Annotated in this window: 11 protein-coding genes; 9 read left to right on the forward strand and 2 right to left on the reverse strand. The window is 66.4% G+C overall.

What is annotated here, in order from left to right; all coding sequences use genetic code 11:
* Nucleotides 1–72 precede the first annotated feature (72 nt).
* Nucleotides 73–1773 carry an alkaline phosphatase family protein gene (locus tag WDB66_RS00145; RefSeq protein ID WP_489670805.1) on the reverse strand — a complete coding sequence of 567 codons (1701 nt, stop codon included), beginning with the start codon at nt 1771–1773 and terminating at the stop codon, nt 73–75.
* Nucleotides 1774–1920: 147 nt separating this feature from the next.
* Here WDB66_RS00145 and WDB66_RS00150 point away from each other — a divergent pair, with 147 nt between their 5' ends.
* The 8 genes from WDB66_RS00150 to plsB all read left to right on the forward strand — a co-directional run bounded on the left by WDB66_RS00150 (nt 1921) and on the right by plsB (nt 13062).
* On the forward strand, nt 1921–3777 hold the full coding sequence (locus WDB66_RS00150) for a M1 family metallopeptidase (protein ID WP_339396400.1): 1857 nt from the start codon (nt 1921–1923) through the stop codon (nt 3775–3777).
* A gap of 30 nt (nt 3778–3807) precedes the next feature.
* Complete coding sequence (locus tag WDB66_RS00155) at nt 3808–4743, forward strand: alpha/beta fold hydrolase (protein ID WP_339396401.1); 936 nt, start codon at nt 3808–3810, stop codon at nt 4741–4743.
* Entirely contained in the window at nt 4740–5483 is a 744-nt protein-coding gene (locus tag WDB66_RS00160) for a hypothetical protein (RefSeq protein WP_339396402.1), read from the forward strand. The genes WDB66_RS00155 and WDB66_RS00160 overlap by 4 nt, the downstream gene beginning before the upstream one ends.
* A 278-nt stretch (nt 5484–5761) precedes the next feature.
* Nucleotides 5762–6097 carry a hexameric tyrosine-coordinated heme protein gene (locus tag WDB66_RS00165; RefSeq protein ID WP_339396403.1) on the forward strand — a complete coding sequence of 112 codons (336 nt, stop codon included), beginning with the start codon at nt 5762–5764 and terminating at the stop codon, nt 6095–6097.
* A gap of 181 nt (nt 6098–6278) precedes the next feature.
* Complete coding sequence (locus WDB66_RS00170; RefSeq protein ID WP_339396404.1) at nt 6279–8255, forward strand: UvrD-helicase domain-containing protein; 1977 nt, start codon at nt 6279–6281, stop codon at nt 8253–8255.
* A gap of 79 nt (nt 8256–8334) precedes the next feature.
* Nucleotides 8335–9207, forward strand: a complete 873-nt coding sequence (locus WDB66_RS00175) for a 5'-nucleotidase, lipoprotein e(P4) family (RefSeq protein WP_339396405.1) — start codon at nt 8335–8337, stop codon at nt 9205–9207.
* 323 nt (nt 9208–9530) lie between these two features.
* Nucleotides 9531–10457, forward strand: coding sequence for a hypothetical protein (locus WDB66_RS00180; RefSeq protein ID WP_339396406.1), 927 nt, complete (start codon nt 9531–9533; stop codon nt 10455–10457).
* A 76-nt stretch (nt 10458–10533) separates the two neighbouring features.
* On the forward strand, nt 10534–13062 hold the full coding sequence (plsB, locus tag WDB66_RS00185; protein ID WP_339396407.1) for a glycerol-3-phosphate 1-O-acyltransferase PlsB: 2529 nt from the start codon (nt 10534–10536) through the stop codon (nt 13060–13062).
* A gap of 107 nt (nt 13063–13169) precedes the next feature.
* Here plsB and WDB66_RS00190 read toward each other — a convergent pair whose 3' ends face one another.
* A complete protein-coding gene (locus WDB66_RS00190; protein ID WP_339396408.1) occupies nt 13170–14186 on the reverse strand; it encodes a hypothetical protein in 1017 nt (338 codons plus the stop codon).
* A gap of 272 nt (nt 14187–14458) precedes the next feature.
* On the opposite strand from WDB66_RS00190, the gene WDB66_RS00195 reads away from it, so the two are divergent.
* Nucleotides 14459–17449 (forward strand): bifunctional diguanylate cyclase/phosphodiesterase, encoded by a 2991-nt coding sequence (locus WDB66_RS00195; RefSeq protein WP_339396409.1) that lies wholly within the window; start codon nt 14459–14461, stop codon nt 17447–17449.
* Nucleotides 17450–17464: the final 15 nt, after the last annotated feature.

Here is a 17464-nt window from a genome sequence, read left to right on the forward strand (position 1 = left end):
ACAGACAGGTTGCGCTTCGGCGTCAGTCAGGTGACGGCCGCGCCGGCGCCCGGCGCGGGTGGAGTGCGGGAATCAGCGTGCGGTGGCGGGCAGCTTGGAATGATCGGGCAGGGCGCTGGGCACGGTGCCGTTGACGCAGGCGCCGAGCCGGCAGAGCTGGCCGCGCAGTGTCGGCTGGGCCTGCACGATCAGGTGGAACAGCACGTTCTGTTCCAGCGAGCCGCGCACCGCTTCGGCGCCGGGGCCGCGTGCGAACACCGCGACATCGTCGCCGCCGTGGGTTTCGCTTTCCAGCGGCACCAGCGAAGGCTGCATGAAGTCCTGTGCGGTGGTGTCCACTTCGGTCAGATCCACGGGAGCCGTTGCGGCTTGCAGACCGGCCAGCGCATGCGGCCACTGTTTGGCGCCCTGCGGCTGCGCGTTGCTGGCACCGGTGTAGCCGGGGCCGTTGGCGTAGCTGAGCGTGGTGTAGGGCAGGCCGAGGGCATCCTTCAGCGGCACCGGTTTGCCATCGCGCTGGCGCTGCGCCAGGCCCAGAATCGGATTGCCGCGCTCCGGGTAGCCGGTGATGTGCAGAGTGTGGCTGTGATCGGCGGTGACCAGGATCAGGGTGTCCTGTTCGGAGGTCATTTCCGTGGCCACACGCACCGCGTCCGACAGTGCGACGGTGTCATCCAGCGCGCGGTAGGCGTTGCCGTAGTGGTGGGCATGGTCGATACGGCCGCCTTCGACCATCAGCACATAGCCTTCCGATCGCCGTGACAGGAACTCGATCGCACTGCGCGTCATCTCGGCCAGGCTGGGTTCGCCGCGCGCATCGAGGCGGCGGTCGTGGTCGAACTGGAGATGATCGTGCGCGAACAATCCGAGCAGCTGGCGGGTGTTGTCCATGTCCACCGCCGCCAGTTGTGCGGCATCGCTGACGTAGACCGCGCCTTCGCGTGCGGCCCATTCGGCGGTCAGATCGCGCCCGTCCTGGCGCAGGCCGGCGCGTGGCAGGTCTTGCGGATCGGCCTTGCCGGCCGGCAGGAAATGGCGGCGGCCACCGCCCAGCGCCAGATCCAGACCATCGCCGTAGGGAAATTCGATCAGCTGCCGCGCGATGTCGGTGCAGCCGTGTTCGCGCTGCGCGGCCGGGATCTGACCATCGCTTTCCCAATTGCGGTCCGGCGCGTGAGCGAAGGTTGCGGCCGGTGTGGCGTGGGTCAGGCGCGTGGTGGTGACGATGCCGGTCGCCATGCCGGCGGTTTCGGCCAGTTCCATCAGCGTCACCAGCGACTGGCCCTGTGCCGATGCGCAATCGCTGCGTCGCGCGCCCTGTCCGACGGAAATGACGCCGGCGCGGGTCTTGGCGCCGGTCGTGATCGCGCTCATGGTGCCGGCCGAATCCGGCGTCTGGCTGTCCGTGTTGTAGGTGCGGCTCAAGGCGGTGTGCGGGAACTCCTCGAACGACAAACGCCGCTCCTCACCTGATGCGCCCAGGCGCTGGCCTTCCAGGATGCGCGCCGCCGCCAGCGTCGGGATGCTCATGCCATCGCCGATGAAGATGATCACATTGCGCGCCGCAGGCTTGGCCGCACCCCGGTTGCGCGCCGCCGCCTCGGCCCCGGCGTGGAACCACCACGCCGCCGTTTCCTCGTGCGGATGCGCGATGCGCGGCACCGGCGGCACCTGATGGCCACCCTCGTGGGCACCCTCATGACCGGCAGAGGGGGCAGCGGACATCACATTCGAGGAAAGAAGCAGGGACAACAGCAGACAGGTGCGGCGCATGGCGGAATACATGGTGTGGCGGGAAAGGCCGGACATGATGCCTGATGCAGGTAACGACGACATGACGCAGCCGGCTGCGGGCGGCGCCCGGGGGCGGCGCTGCGGTAGACTCCACGGCTGGTTCAGCCCGTCAGAATGGATGCCGTGATGCGCAGTCTGCTTGCCTTGTCCGCCCTGTTGTACGCCGCCGTGGCGGTGGCCCAGGAACCCCCCCGCGATGTGCATTCCCATGCGCAGCCGGACAAGGTCGTGATCCGCGATATCGGGTTGGATCTGAAGGTCGATTTCGAGGCGAAGCAGTTGCAGGGGCGGGCCGATCTGGCGCTGGAGTGGATCGATCCGGCGGCGCGCGAGCTGGTGCTGGATACGCGCGACCTGACGATCGAGCGGGTGTCGGGCAAGGGTGAGGACGGGCGCTGGTTCAAGCTCGAACATGCGCTGGGCGAGACTGATCCGCATCTGGGCCAGAAGCTGACGATCACGCTGCGCCGCCCTTACGAAAACGTGCGCATCCGCTACCGCACTTCGCCGCAGGCGTCCGGGCTGCAATGGCTGGAGCCGTCGATGACGGCCGGCAAGCGCCATCCCTTCATGTTCAGCCAGTCGCAGGCGGTGCACGCGCGCAGTTGGGTGCCGCTGCAGGATACGCCTTCGGTGCGCTACACCTACAGCGCGCGGGTCCGCACCGACGCTTCGCTGATGGCGCTGATGAGCGCGGACAATCCGCCCGATGAGCCGCGCGATGGCGATTATGTGTTCCGCATGCGCCAGCCGATTCCGTCTTATCTGATGGCGATTGCGGTCGGGGATGTGGTGTTCAAGCCGATATCCGAACGCAGCGGCATCTGGGCCGAACCGGCCACGCTGGAAGCCGCGCATGCCGAATTCATTGATACCGAAGCGATGATCGCCGCGACCGAGGCGCTGTACGGTCCGTACCGCTGGGAGCGTTACGACCTGCTGGTGCTGCCGCCCTCGTTCCCGTATGGCGGCATGGAGAATCCGCGCCTGTCGTTCATCACGCCCACGGTGATCGTCGGCGACAAATCGCTGGTGTCGCTGATCGCGCACGAGCTGGCGCATTCGTGGTCCGGCAATCTGGTGACCAACGCGCGCTGGGCCGACATGTGGTTGAACGAGGGTTTCACCAGTTATGTCGAGAACCGCATCATCGAGGCGCTGTACGGCGAGGATGTGGCCGCGATGGAGCGCGTCATCAACCAGGACAGCCTGCGCCGCGAGATCAAGCGCATGCCGAAGGCGGCGCAGGTGCTGGCGCCCAGCCCGGTGGCCGGTTCCGATCCGGAAGGCACGCTCAGTTCGGTGGCCTACGACAAGGGCGCGTGGTTCCTGGGTTTTCTCGAATCGCGGGTCGGGCGCGAGACTTTCGACGCCTTCCTGCGCGGGTATTTCGAGCATTTCGCGTTCCAGAGCATCGAAACCGGGCAGTTCCTGGCCTATCTGCGCGAGAACCTGCTGCAGCAGTTCCCGCAAGCGATCACCGACAAGGAACTGGATGCCTGGCTCTACCAACCGGGGATTCCCGCCAACGCGCCGGCTGCTGTTTCCACGCGGCTGGAAGCGGTGGACGAGGTGCGCAAGCGCTGGCTTGGCGGACAGGTGCCGGCCGAGGAAATCGATACGCGCGGCTGGGTGTCGCAAGAGTGGGTGCACTTCCTGGAAGGATTGCCGAACAAGCTTTCCAACGAGCAGTTGGTGGAACTGGACGAGGCCTTCCGCCTGACCACGTCGCATAACGGCGAAATCCTGATGCGCTGGTTCCCGCTGACGGTGCGCAGCGGTTATTTCGAAGCGCGCCCGGCGATTGCCGAGTTCCTGCAAACCAATGGCCGGCGCAAGCTGATCATGCCGGTGTACGAAGCGCTGGTCGCCAGCCGTGACGGGCGCGAGTTCGCGCGCCAGGTGTTCGAGCAGGCGCGTCCGGGCTATCACCCGATCACCACCGCCTCGGTCGAGGCCGTGGTGGCGGAACGGAAGCGGTAATCCATCGATGCGCCGCCGGGAGCCGCACTGATGTCCTCGCCTCGCCGCAGCAATGCCTGGCTGTTGCCCGGTCTGGCGCTGGGTGGTGCGGCGCTGGCGGCGGTCTGGCTCAGTGATCCGGCGCGGCTGCTGCGTGCCGAATTCGCACGCCAACGCCTGATCGCCGGCGCCCGGGTTCGCCGTTTGTCACTGGCCGATGGCCGGATCGTTTATCTGGAAGCCGGGCGCGGCCCGCCGCTGCTGCATATTCACGGATTCACCGGCATGAAGGAAAACTTCCTGCCGCTGATCGGGCCGCTGGGCAAGGGCTGGCGGCACTTGGCGCCGGACCTGCCCGGTTGGGGCGAAAGCGAACGCATCGAAGGCGCCGATTACGGCTATGCGGAACAGGCGCGGCGGCTGGCGGAGTTCATCGATGCCATTGGCGCCGGTCCGGTGGATGTGGTCGGGCATTCGATGGGTGGCGGCATTGCCGCAGTGCTGGCGGCGCGTTATCCGGAGCGGGTGCGGCGGCTGGTGCTGATGGATGCGTCCGGGGTGCGGTTTTCCGACAACGCCTTCGGCCTGGCGGTGCTGGAGGGTGAAAACCCGTTCGGTGTTTCCGACGAGGCTTCGCTGCGCAATTATCTGGGGCTGGTGTTCGACAAGGTGCCGTGGATGCCCCGCAGCGTGGCGCGTCTGATGGTGCGCCAGCGCATCGCGCAGGCCGGGTTCGAGCAGGGCATCCTGGACAGCATCGGGCGCAGCGAAGACGCCTTCCTGCCGGAACAGGAAGCTGCGGCGATCCGCGCGCCAACCCTGCTGCTGTGGTGCCGTGGCGACCGCGTCATCGATGCCAGTGCGGCGGCGATCTATGCCGCGAAAATTCCGGACAACCGCATCGTGCTGATGGACGGCGCAAGCCATATGCCGATGTTCGAATGCAAGGCCGCCACGGTGGCGGCGCTGAGGGAGTTCCTGCAATGAAACCAGAGATCACCAGGCTCATCGCCGCTCTTGCCATGTTCGCCGCGCTGGCCGTGCTGCCGGCCTGCGACAAGGTGCCGAGCGAAGAGGAAAAGCAGGCCATGATGCAGGCCCGGATCGAGGCCGAGGCGCAAAAGCAGTACGACAATTACCAGCAGCTCAAGGCCGGCGGCCGTGCCGACCTGGCGCTGAACATCGCCGATCACGTCATCGCCAATTTTCCGCAGACCCCGGCCGCCGCGGCATTGCGGGCCGAGGTCGAGCCGCTGCGCGCGCAGATCAGTGCCGAACGCGAGGAACGCAGGCTCCAGGGCCTGTGGGTCTACCACGATGCCCACGATGCCGAAGCCGGTGGCCGGGTGCGGACGGCCTACATCTTCGCCACCGAACCGCTGGCACCGGCGCAGGCCGGCAAGGAAGCGCCACGCGCGCGTCTGGTGCTGCGCCGCCATCCGCAATGGGGCGATGACGTTTACCTGCTGTCCGACCACGGCCCGTTCACTTGTGGCTCGCCGTGCCGGTTGAGCGTGCGTTTCGATGACGCTGCGGTACGCACGGTGGAGGGCGAGATTCCGGAAACCGGCGAGCACGCGATCTTCGTCAAGGACTTCGCCCACTTCGTGCAACACCTGCCGGAGACTTCGAAGGTGCGCATCGATGCGGTGTTGCAGAACGGCGGCGCGCGCACGCTGGAGTTCGAAGTCGGCGGCTACTCGGCCACGACGATCGGCACGCGCTGAGGCCGGCACGCGCTGAAGGTGGAGCAGGCTGGTCGCGTTGTCGCGGCCGGTCTGGCCTGTTTCGTGGCTCATGCTCGCGGCCCGCAGGCCCGTCATTCGTGCCACGAAAGTGTTTTGTGCGGCATTCGCGGGGGCGGGTTTGTCCGTGGTCGGAGGCGGGTGGTGGTTTTCGCCACTGTGGATGGCCGGGAGTAGCATGGACGCCGGGTGTCGCGGTATCCGCCCGGATGCCGGCGCGGCGCCCGTACATCTCCAGCCGATCACGCCACGAGGAAGCCATGTCCCGCACGATGTCGATCCTGACCGCCACTTGCCTGTCCGCACTGCTGGCCACCAGCGCGCTGGCACAGGAAAAGGCCGAACCTGCTGCCGCGCCCGAGCGCAATCCGCTTGAACTGTCAACCCTGATCACCGCCACACCGGCCGAAGGTTTCCAGCTGGCACTGAAACTTTCGCGCCTGGGCGTGTCGCAGACCCAGCACGACAAGAGCGTGCTGAAGGCCGGCCGGCCCGAATACGCGAAGGATCCGGAACAACTGATCCAGGCCTCGCAGACGGTCGCGATCAACTTCCAGACCGTGGCCCAGGCCAACAACTACTGGCGCGACAAGTAAGCGCACCAGGTCCGCACCGGATCGCCGCCAGGCTTGCGTTGACGGCGTTGCGGCCACGCCCCGCGTGTTCATGGGAGCGGGCTTGCGCGGGATCCTGCCTGCCGCGGCGCCGCGTGCGGGACAGCTGGGTTGCGGCCGGGCACAATGTCCTGTTTTCCGGCTGCCCGAGTACGTCTGCAACATGAGTCTGAATCCCGCCCAGCGCGCCGCTGTGGAACATTGTGATACGCCGCTGTTGGTGTTGGCCGGCGCCGGTTCGGGCAAGACCCGCGTGATCACGCAGAAGATCCAGCACCTGATCGTGCGCCGCCAGATGCCGGCGCAGAAGATCGCCGCGATCACCTTCACCAACAAGGCCGCACGCGAAATGCGCGAGCGCGCGAATGCGCTGCTGCGCGGGGTCGATGCCGAGGGTCTGACGGTCTGCACCTTCCATTCGCTGGGGCTGAAGTTTCTGCAGATCGAACACGAGGCCGCCGGCCTGCGGTGCGGCTTTTCGATCTTCGACAGCGATGATGCCGGTGCGCTGGTCAAGGATCTGATGCCGCGCGGCACCAGTGGCCCGGACATCGCCGCGATCCGCAATCTGGTCTCGCGCGCCAAGTCCGACAGCCTGTCGCCCGAGCGTGCCGCCGAGCTGGCAAAAAGCCCGCGCGAGCGCGAGGCGGCCGATATCTACGGCCAGTACCAGAAGCGTCTGGCGGCATTCAACGCGGTCGATTTCGATGATCTGATCCGGCTGCCGGTGCAGCTGCTGGAACAGCACGAATCGCTGCGCGACGCCTGGCGCGAGCGCCTGCGTTATCTGCTCGTGGACGAATACCAGGACACCAACACCGCGCAGTATTCGTTGCTGAAGCTGCTGGCCGGGCCGCGCGGCGCGTTCACCTGCGTGGGCGATGACGACCAGTCGATCTATGCCTGGCGCGGTGCCGACACCGCCAATATCGAACGCCTCGGGCAGGATTACCCGGAACTGCGCATCATCAAGCTGGAACAGAATTACCGCTGCGCGCGCCGCATCCTGCGCGCGGCCAACACGCTGATCGCCAACAACCCGCATCTGCACCCGAAAAAACTCTGGAGCGATCACGCCGAGGGCGAGCCGATCCGGGTGTTCGAATGTGCCGATGCCGAAAGCGAGGCCGAGCGCGTCGCGGCCGAGATCGCCTTTCTGGCCAACAAGCACAACGCACAGTGGGACGATTTTTCGATCCTGTTCCGTGGCAACCACCAGTCACGCGCGCTGGAAAAGGCGTTACAGCTGCAACGCGTGCCGTATCACCTGTCCGGCGGTACTGCGTTTCTGGAGCGGGCCGAGGTCAAGGATGTGCTGTCCTGGCTGCGGCTGCTGGCCAATCCGGATGACGATGCCGCCTTCCTGCGTGCGGTGGCGGCACCGAAACGCGAGATCGGCGCGACCACGCTGGCGCGGCTGGGGGAAATGGCCAACCGCCTGCATCTGGGTCTGGCGCGTGCGGCCGAGCGCCCGGATGTGCTCGGGCAGTTGCCGGCGCGCACCGCCAACGCGCTGGATGGTTTCATGCAGCTGATTGCCGCGCTGCGCCGTGCCGCCGCGACGATGCCGGCCGGAGATCTGGTGCGCAAGCTGGTCGAAGACAGTGGCCAGCTCGCCGCGCTGCGTGCCGAATGCCGTGATGAACCGCTGTTCCAGCGCCGCCGCGAAAACGTCGAGGAACTGGCGCAGTGGTTCGATGCGGCCGGCAAGGGCAGCGCCGGCGATCTGGTCGCGCAGCTGGCCTTGCTGACCAATGCCGACCGCGATTCGGCCGGCAATGCGGTGCGCCTGATGACCTTGCATGCTTCGAAGGGGCTGGAGTTCCCGTTCGTGTTCATCGTCGGGGTCGAAGACGGACTGCTGCCGCATGATGCCTCGATCGAGGAAGGCCGGATCGAGGAGGAACGCCGCCTGATGTATGTCGGCATCACCCGCGCCAAGCAGTTGCTGCATCTGAGTTATGCGCGCCACGCGCGGCGCTTCGGTGAACTGCAACGCTGCACCCCGAGCCGCTTCATCGACGAACTGCCGGCGGCCGAATTGCATGTGGTCGGCCGCGATGCCGGTCAGGACGCCGAACGCACGCGCGAACACGCCGATGCGGCGATTGCGAAACTGTCGGCACTGTTCGCCGATTGACATCCACCACCGGCCGCGCGCTGTGAGCTGTCATGCCGGCGCGGCTACACTTGCGCCACCCGAACAAGAGAGAACCGCCATGAGCCTGTTGCGCTGGGGCCTGACCGCCCTGACCGTTGTATCGCTGGCCGCCTGTTCCACCGCGCAGCTGCGCACCGAACCGCCCGCGCAGCCGGCAGTGGTCGGCGCGCCGGCACACGACAACCTCAACGCCACGCTGTGGATCCAGTCCGCCGCCGAATACGAAGGCAGCGTGCGTAGCGTGTTCAACGCGGCGCGCCATGCGCTGGACGAGGCGCTGGAGGATCCTTCGTGGATCGCGCTGCCGCATGGCGAATCCAGCGCCGGCTTTGAAAGCAAACCGCCGGCGATCATCGCCGACGCCGACGAAACCCTGATCGACAACAGCGCCTTCCAGGCCCGTGGCGTGATCGAGGATCGCGGTTACACCCACGAAAGCTGGGTCGAATGGGTCAACGCGCAGGCGGCGCGGGCGATTCCCGGCGCGGTCGAGTTCGCGCAGTACGCCGACAGCCGCGGCGTGACGATCTTCTACGTCACCAACCGCGATGCGCCGGACGAATACGAGGCCACCGTCGCCAACCTGCGTCAGCTCGGTTTCCCGGTCGCGGCCGATGCCAGCAATGTGCTGCTGCGCGGTGACGCGCGCGCGCCGGCACGCGAGAAGGGCGAACGCCGCCGCTGGATCGACCGCAACTACCGCGTGGTGCAGATGTTCGGCGACAACCTCGGTGATTTTCTTGACGGCATCAATTCCGATGTTGCCACCCGCCAGGCACTGATCGCGCCGTATGCGGACTGGTGGGGCCGGCGCTGGTTCATGCTGCCCAACCCGACCTACGGCTCCTGGTACAACGCCGTGCTGCGCAGCTGCGAAACCGACAGCGATCCGCGTTCCTGCGTGCGTTCGTCCTTGAGGCACGACTATTGATCCTTGGGGAATCAGTTATTTGCCTTTGATTTCATAAGGTGTTGCATGAGGTTTGTGTGCGACGTATCATTCGGCCATGCCGCAACAGACGGCGATTGCCCGAATCACAGCGCCCACAACCATAAGATCCGATCCGGCAGGATGCTGGAACTCAAGGGAGGCCCACGGCCTCCCGTGTTTTTTTGTACGATCCCCGGGCTGGGGCCGCCGCGCACTCCAGCGGACGTGGCGCGGCAGCGGCATCAGCGCCAACATTTTTTTCCGACTGCGCTTTGGGCATCATTGCTTCTTTCCGTTCCTCACAACATCCCATTGGAGTTCCCATGAAACGTATCGCCGTGCTGGCCTGCGCCAGCCTGTTCGCCCTTGGTCTGGTGGCATGTGGTGGCAAGGACAAGTCCGAGCCCGCGTCCGAGGCCGCCGTGGCGCGCCAGACCTCGGACCCGGCCAAGGCAGTCGAGGCATTCGCTGCCAAGCTCAAGGAAAACAACGTGCTGGAGGCGGTGCAGCTGGCGGTGCCACCGGCCAAGCTCGACGAGATCCGCGCCGAGTGGAAGAAGAAGATGGGCAGCGAAGAACCCAGCGCCGAAGACAAGGCCGAGTTCGCCGCCAAGATGTCCATGCTGACCGCACCGGATGCCGAAACCACGCTGTACTCGCTGCTGGAGCCGCAGCTGGTCAAGTATGAAACCGAACTCGCTGCGCAGATGCCGATGATGATCGGCATGGGTCAGGGCTTCCTGATGCAGTCGATCCAGGCCAATGAGGACTTCAGCGAAGCGCAGAAGCAGCAAGCCACCGAGGTCATCGGCGCACTTGCCGGCTGGCTGCAGACCGCCAAGTTCGCCGACCGTGATCTGGCGAAGAAGGGCATCTCCATTGCGGTCAAGACCGCGCGCGACCTGGAACTGAACACCCTGGACGATGTCCGTGCGCTGGATTTCGACCACGCCATGGGCAAGGCCGGCGTGGCCTTCGGCGGCATCAAGGGCATCCTGGCGCTGTACGGCTTTGATATCGACCAGTCGCTGTCCAGCATCAAGGCCAGCATTGCCTCGAAGGACGCTGGCGCAGCCACGGTCTCGGTGACCCAGACGCTGCTGGGCAAGACCCTGACCACGGAAACGGAAATGATCGAAGTGGATGGCCGCTGGTACGGCAAGGACACCGTCGAAGGCCTGGTCAGCGCCCTGGCCATCGGTGATTCGGACGCAGCCTCCGAGCAGGAAGAGGCCGCGATCGCGGACTGAGCCGGATCTTCCGACCGCACGCGCCGGGCCCGCCCGGCCGTGGTGCCGCCGGGCTTCCGGCGGCAGGTCGTCCGCCATGAGTGAGTCTTCCAAGCTGCCGTCGCGCCATGTGCCGCCGTCCTGGCTGTTCCGCCTGCTGGGCCGGTTGATCGAGCCGTGGCTGGCGATCCGGCGCGAGCCACCCGGTGCCGGTGACGAACTGGTTCTGCCCGAGTTGCCGGTCTGCTATGCGATCGAGCGCTACGGGCTGTCGAACGTGCTGATCCTGGAACAGGCCTGTCGCGAGGCCGGCCTGCCGTCGCCGCTGGTGGCCATGCCCGGCGACATGGCCGGGCAGGGCCGTGCCGTGGTCGCGCTGTCGCGCCGCCTGGGCTTCTGGTTCGGGCGCCCGCGCAACCGCACCCATTCCGAAGGGCTGGCCAATCTGGTCGCGGCGCTGGAAGCGGACCCGGCGCTGGATGTGCAGATCGTGCCGGTGTCGATCTTCGTCGGACGTGCGCCGGATCGGCAATCGGGCTGGTTCCGCGTGCTGTTCGCGGAAAACTGGGCGATGGTCGGGCGCTTCCGCCGCTTCCTGGCGGTGCTGCTCAACGGCCGCAATACCATCGTGCGTTTTTCCGCACCGGTGTCGCTGCGCAGCGTGCTGCAGGAGGAACTCGGCACCGAGACCACGGTACGCAAGATCTCGCGTGTGCTGCGCACCCACTTCCGCCGCATCCGCACGGCGGTGATCGGGCCGGACCTTTCGCACCGCCGCACCCTGGTGGACGGGGTGCTGGCATCCGAGCCGGTGCGCGCGGCGATTGCCGACCAGGCCAAGCGCGACAACATCAGCCCGGCCAACGCCTGGCGTCGTGCGCACGGCTATGCGCGCGAGATTGCGGCCGATTATTCGCATACCGTGATCCGCTCGATGTCGTTCGTGCTGACACCGTTCTGGAACAAGATCTACCGCGGCGTTCGGATGCACCACTTCGACGCGTTGCGGCAGAACGCGCCGGGGCACGAGGTGATCTATGTGCCCTGCCATCGCAGTCATATCGATTACCTGCTGCTGTCCTATCTGCTCTACAGCAACGGCCTGGTGCCGCCGCATATCGCGGCCGGGGTCAATCTGAATCTGCCGCTGGTCGGGCCGATCCTGCGTCGCGGGGGCGCCTTCTTCCTGCGCCGCAGTTTCAAGGCCAACCCGCTGTATTCGGCCGTGTTCAGCGAGTATGTCGCGACCCTGATCGGGCGCGGGGATTCAATCGAATACTTCATCGAAGGCGGGCGCTCACGCACCGGCCGGCTGCTGACGCCCAAGGCCGGCATGTTGGTGATGACGCTGCGTGCCTTCCTGCGCCAGCCGCGGCGACCGGTGCTGTTCCAGCCGGTCTACATCGGCTACGAGCAGCTGATCGAGGGCAAGAGTTATCTGGATGAGCTCTCCGGCCGGCCCAAGAAAAAGGAAACCATCTGGGCCTTGCTGCGCGCCGGCGCTGGGGTGCTGCGGCACAACTATGGCCAGGTGGCGGTGAGTTTCGCCGAGCCGGTGATGCTGGACGAGGTGCTGGCACGGCACGCGCCGGACTGGCGCGAACAGCAGGCCGCCGGCGCGCGCCCGGACTGGATCAATGCCGCGGTCGACGATCTGGCGCAGCGCATCCAGGTCAACATAAACCGCGCCGCCGACGTGAATCCGATCAATCTGCTCGCGGTCGCCCTGCTGTCCACGCCCAAGCACGCGATGAGCGAGGCCGACCTGCTGGCGCAGCTGGACATCTTCAAGGCGCTGTTGCACGCGGTGCCGTACTCGGACCGGGTCACCGTGACCGAATTGTCGGCAGCGGACATCGTGGCCTACGGCGAGGAGGTCAAGGTGCTGACCCGCACCTGCCATCCGCTCGGCGACGTGCTGTCGTTCGAGGGCGAACAGGCGGTGCTGCAAACCTATTTCCGCAACAATGTGCTGCACCTGTTCGTGTGCGCGGCCTGGGTTGCCAGCTGCTTCCAGAATTCGCGCCGGATGTCGCGCACGGCAGTGCTGCGGCTGGGCAGCGCGGTGTATCCGTTCCTCAAGCGTGAGCTGTTCCTGCCGTGGGATGGCGAAGGGTTTTCCGCGAATGTGGACGCCACCATCGATGCACTGGTGGACATCGGCCTGCTGTCCTTCGACGCGGAAAGTGGTTACCTGCAACGCGGGCCGGGGCAGACCGACGAGGTGTTCCGGCTGCGCGTGATCGCCAATTCGATGATGCAGGGCTTCGAGCGCTACTACATCGCGATGGCAGTGCTGGTGAAGAACGGCTCGGGCACGATCAGCGCGGCCGAACTGGAGAATCTGTGTCAGCTCACCGCGCAGCGCCTGTCATTGCTGTACGGCCCCACGGCCGGGCCGGAGTTCTTCGACCGCACCCTGTTCCGCAGTTTCATCGCGACCCTGCGCGAACTGCGTCTGGTGCAGCTTGACGAAAACGCCAAGCTGACCTTCGGGCCGGAACTGGTGGCCTGGAGCAATGACTCGCGCCTGATCCTGTCGCGCGAACTGCGCCATTCGATCCTGAAGATCACGCCGGAAACCGCGCGTGCATCACTTCCTGCGGAGACGCGCGAAGACAGCTGAAGTGCGGCGTGATGGGTCGGAGGGTCCGGGAGGGGAGCGCGCTGTGGTCAAACGAGGTGGGTGCGGGTTTCGCTGGTGCGGGCCCGCGCGGCCGGCAGGCCGCGGAATCAGAGATCCTGCTTGTAGCGCACGTAAGGCGTGCGGCCGCCGGGCGCTTCGATCACCGCCGGCAGATCGTGCAGCGGCCACTGGCTGGTGTCCGGCTTCTGATTGAGCAGGTTCTGCGCGCCGAAGCTCAGTTCGCCCTGCCATGGCGTGCGCCAGGAGAAACCGAGATCAAGGCCGTTCCAGTTGCCCTGGCCTTCGGGCAGTTCGATCAGGCGACCGGTGAGGCGGCCACTGAGGCCACGATATCCGATGCCCAGCGTCACGGTGGCGGTATCCCAGCGCTGCGGAGCGCCGAACACGCCAAGCAGTTCCTGGGTGCCGAGCGCGCCGCCAAGCGACACCCAGCGCTGGCCGCGCAGGTTCAGACTGCTGTTGAAATGCAGCTGGCGCAGATTGATTTCGCCCAGCGTGGCCGGCAGCATCGACGGAATCGACGGGTGCCGCAGGGCCGAGCCCAGTGTGGGCAGCGTGTCCGGGCCGGGCTGTTCCAGCGAGGTCTGCAACCAGGACAGGCCGAAACTCAGGTCCAGAGCGCCCTCGTCCGATTGCCAGTGCGCATCCAGCAGCACGCCGGGGCTGCTGCTGCGCAGCATCAGCGGGTCGTTGGAAGAAGCCACTTCGGCCAGCAGGCACTGTTCGGCCAGCGGGCCGAGTGCCATCGCCACATGGATGCCCTGATTGCACAGCAGCGCCAGACCGGCGTTGTTGTCCAGATGCAGGTTGCCGCTGAGGCGATTGCCGCTGTCACCGCTGCTGCGCAGGCCGATGCCGGGCAATTTCGGTTCGCGCGACAGAAGCCAGTCGGTGGCACTGCCGTCGGCCTGCTGTGGGGACAGCAACAGCAGGGCTTCGACCCGGCCGCTGCTGGTGTTCCACACCGGCAGCACATGGGTGTCACTGTCCTGCACCGGTTCCAGCGCATGCGCCGCCGCTGCGCCGAGCAGCCCACCCGCCAGCATGCAGGCCACGGTCAGGGCCTTGATGCGGTGGAGGGCGGGAGCGGAAATGCAGGACATGGCGGAAATTGGACCTTCGAATGCCCGGCGGGTTCCCTGCCCGGAACGGGACGGCGGGTGGCGGCAGGCAAGTGTCGCGAATGGTAACAAATTCATGATTGTTTAACAATTTTTCTGGCGCTGCATGGCGCTTGCGTCTCCGGGTGTGCATAGACAGACGCGCGGTCACCGGTGACACTGTCGTGACCCTGCACAGATGTGGGGCAGGCCATCGGGGCGCGACGCGACAGGGCGTCCCGCGTGCAATATGAACGGGGATCATTCCGGATTCGATGCAGTACCAGAATTCGATGCAGGACCAGCCCATCGCCAATGACGGTGCCGCCGCCCAGTCGCGTGTGCCGCGCTCGGAACTGTTGCTGTCGGGCAACCGGATCGGCTCGCTGCTGGAATCGCTGCTGGCGTGGTCGGGCAGGCGACTGGGCGCGGTGGCGCATGGTCTGTACGTGATGCGGGAGGACGGCCAGCCGCAGCGCGTGGGGGAAAGCGGGGCGCTGGATGCCAGGGATGCGGATGCGTTGGTCCTTCATTTCCTCCAGCCGGAAACCACGGCGCCGCCAGCACCGGCCGACGACTTGCTGGTGCAGGCACTGCGGGATGGCGATGTCCTGCACGGGGTGCTGGTCAGCCAGTTCCAGAAGCCTTGGGACGAAGTGGTGCTGGCGCAGATGGAGGAGGCCGCCGCGCTGCTGGCGCAGCGCCTTCCCAGTGCGCTGGAACTGGAACGGCTGAACCAGGCGCTGGCACAGCTGGCCGAGGCCGAGCGCCTGCAACGCGCGCTCTACATGATTGCCGACCTGGCCAGTGGCGAGCACGCGATGGACGACGTGCTGGCCGCGATCCACGGCATCATCGGCGGGCTGATGTACGCCGAGAATTTCTTCATCGCGCTGTACGACGCCCAGACCGAAACCGTCCGGATGCCGTACTTCCGCGATGTCATGGAGCAGGACGTCGATCTGCAGCAGGCGGTGTTCCCGGTCAGTGATCTGGAGGGTTCGCTGACGCTGCACGCGCTGCGTACCGGCAAATCGATGATGGGGCCTTCGGATCAGCTATTGCGCGAAAACGGCCTGCGTCCCGGCGGTTTCGGTCCGCAGAGCGAGGCATGGTTGGGGGTGCCGCTGCTGCGCGGCTCGGAAGTGGTCGGCGTGCTGGTGGTGCAAAGCTACGACAGCCAGCGCCGCTACAGCGAAAAGGACCGCGCCCTGCTGAACTTCGTGGCCCAGCATGTGGCCACCGCACTGGACCGGCTGCGCTCGCACGAGGAGCTGGAACGGCGGGTGCGGCTGCGCACCGACGAATTGAACGTGGCCAACACCGCACTGCGCTCGGAGATCCACGAACGCGAGCAGGCCGAGCGCCTGCAGGCGGCGCTGTTCCGCATCGCCGAACTGGGCTCGATGGGCGGCAGCCTGGAAACCTTCTTCCAGTCGCTGCACACGGTGATCGGCGAGCTGATCCACGCTGAGAACTTCTATATCGCGCTGCTCGCGCCGGATCACGAGCATCTGGATTTCCCGTATTCGGTGGACGAGCGCGACCGCGTCCGCAGCACCCGCCTGCTCAGCCACGGCCTGACCGAATACGTGCTGCGCAACGGGCGTGCGCTGCTGGCCGACCGCGAGATGATCCGGGCGCTGGAAAACGAAGGCGAACTGCGCACCCACGGCACCATGTCCACCACCTGGCTGGGCGTGCCGCTGATCTACGACAACCACACCGTGGGCGTGATGGCGGTGCAGAGTTATGACGATGCCCACACCTATCGCCAGCGCGACCAGGACCTGCTGACCTTCGTTGCGCACCACATCGCCAATGCGCTGCAACGCAAACGCCAGGCCGACATCCTGCGCGAGACCAACGCCGCGCTGGAGGAGCGTGTGCGGGAACGCACCGAGGCGCTGGCCTCGATCAATGCCGCGCTGCGCGACCAGATCGCCGAGCGCGAACGCGCGGAGCGGCGGCTGCGCCACGCTGCGCTGCACGACGCCTTGACCGGGTTGCCGAACCGCAGCCTGCTGCTGGACCGCATGGCACAGGCGCTGGACCGCTACCGGCGCGATCCGGCGATGCAGTTCGCGGTGCTGTTCCTGGATCTGGACCGCTTCAAGGTGGTCAACGATTCGGTCGGGCATCTGGTCGGTGACGAACTGCTGAAAGCCGCCGGCGGCCGCATCCGTGCGCAGTTGCCCGAGCACGCGATGATCGCGCGTCTGGGCGGCGACGAATTCGCGGTGCTGCTGGAATCCTCCGATGCGGCCGGCGAGGCGCCGGAGGTGGCTTCGCACATCATCGCCGCGCTGGAGGAGCCGCTGCGCATCGCCGGCAAGGACATCTACAGCTCGGTCAGCATCGGCATATCGCTGTCGCAGCCGCATTACCGCACTGCCGAAGAGTTGCTGCGTGACGCGGATGTCGCGCTGTATCGGGCCAAGGCCAACGGCCGCCGCCGTTTCGAGGTGTTCGACGAAACCCTGCGCCGCCATGTGCTGTTGCAACTGGAGCTGGAAGGCAATCTGCGCCGGGCGCTGACGCGGCGCGAGTTCGAGCCGGTGTTCCAGCCGGTGTTCGATCTGGAAAGCGGTGCCGTGGTCGGATTCGAAGCGCTGCTGCGCTGGCGGCATCCGCAGCATGGGCTGATCGCGCCGGCCGAGTTCCTGTCGCAGGCGGAGGAGTCGGGGCTGTCGGAGGCGATCGACTGGCAGGTGTTCGACAGCGCTTTCGCACAGGCCGAAGTGCTGGTCGGCAGCCGCGCCTATCTGGGCATCAACGTCGGCGCGCGGCATCTGCGCACGCCGCAGTTCGTCGATGCGCTGCTGCATCGGCTCGACGCCTTCGGCTTCAACCCGGCGCAGTTGCGCATCGAGGTCACTGAGCGCGTGCTGCTGGAGGATCCGGAACAGAGCCGCGCGCTGATGGCGCGGCTGGCCAGCTACGGCATCAGCGTGGCGCTGGATGATTTCGGCACCGGCTATTCCTCGCTCAGTTATCTGCACCAGTTCCCGCTGCAGGCGATCAAGGTCGACCGTTCCTTCATCAGCCCGCTGGACAGCCCGACGCCGGGCAACTCGCTGACGGTGTTGCGCGCGGTGCATGCGCTGGGCACCGAACTGGGGCTGGAAGTGATCGCCGAAGGCATCGAGACGCCGGAGCAGCTGCGTCTGATCAAGGAGCTGGGCGGCGCCTGCGGTCAGGGTTTCCTGCTGGCGCGCCCGGCACCTGCGCACAGCCTCGTGGCACAGGGTTGGGTCGGCAGCTGATCGGCAGCTGATCGG

This window comes from Denitratimonas organivorans (assembly GCF_037478135.1).
Lineage (GTDB): Bacteria > Pseudomonadota > Gammaproteobacteria > Xanthomonadales > Xanthomonadaceae > Denitratimonas.

Coding starts and splice junctions, on each gene's coding strand:
- WDB66_RS00145 (WP_489670805.1), bottom strand. CDS start 1,773: ATGCGCCGCACCTGTCTGCTGTTGTCCCTGCTTCTTTCCTCGAATGTG.
- WDB66_RS00150 (WP_339396400.1), top strand. CDS start 1,921: ATGCGCAGTCTGCTTGCCTTGTCCGCCCTGTTGTACGCCGCCGTGGCG.
- WDB66_RS00155 (WP_339396401.1), top strand. CDS start 3,808: ATGTCCTCGCCTCGCCGCAGCAATGCCTGGCTGTTGCCCGGTCTGGCG.
- WDB66_RS00160 (WP_339396402.1), top strand. CDS start 4,740: ATGAAACCAGAGATCACCAGGCTCATCGCCGCTCTTGCCATGTTCGCC.
- WDB66_RS00165 (WP_339396403.1), top strand. CDS start 5,762: ATGTCCCGCACGATGTCGATCCTGACCGCCACTTGCCTGTCCGCACTG.
- WDB66_RS00170 (WP_339396404.1), top strand. CDS start 6,279: ATGAGTCTGAATCCCGCCCAGCGCGCCGCTGTGGAACATTGTGATACG.
- WDB66_RS00175 (WP_339396405.1), top strand. CDS start 8,335: ATGAGCCTGTTGCGCTGGGGCCTGACCGCCCTGACCGTTGTATCGCTG.
- WDB66_RS00180 (WP_339396406.1), top strand. CDS start 9,531: ATGAAACGTATCGCCGTGCTGGCCTGCGCCAGCCTGTTCGCCCTTGGT.
- plsB (WP_339396407.1), top strand. CDS start 10,534: ATGAGTGAGTCTTCCAAGCTGCCGTCGCGCCATGTGCCGCCGTCCTGG.
- WDB66_RS00190 (WP_339396408.1), bottom strand. CDS start 14,186: ATGTCCTGCATTTCCGCTCCCGCCCTCCACCGCATCAAGGCCCTGACC.
- WDB66_RS00195 (WP_339396409.1), top strand. CDS start 14,459: ATGCAGTACCAGAATTCGATGCAGGACCAGCCCATCGCCAATGACGGT.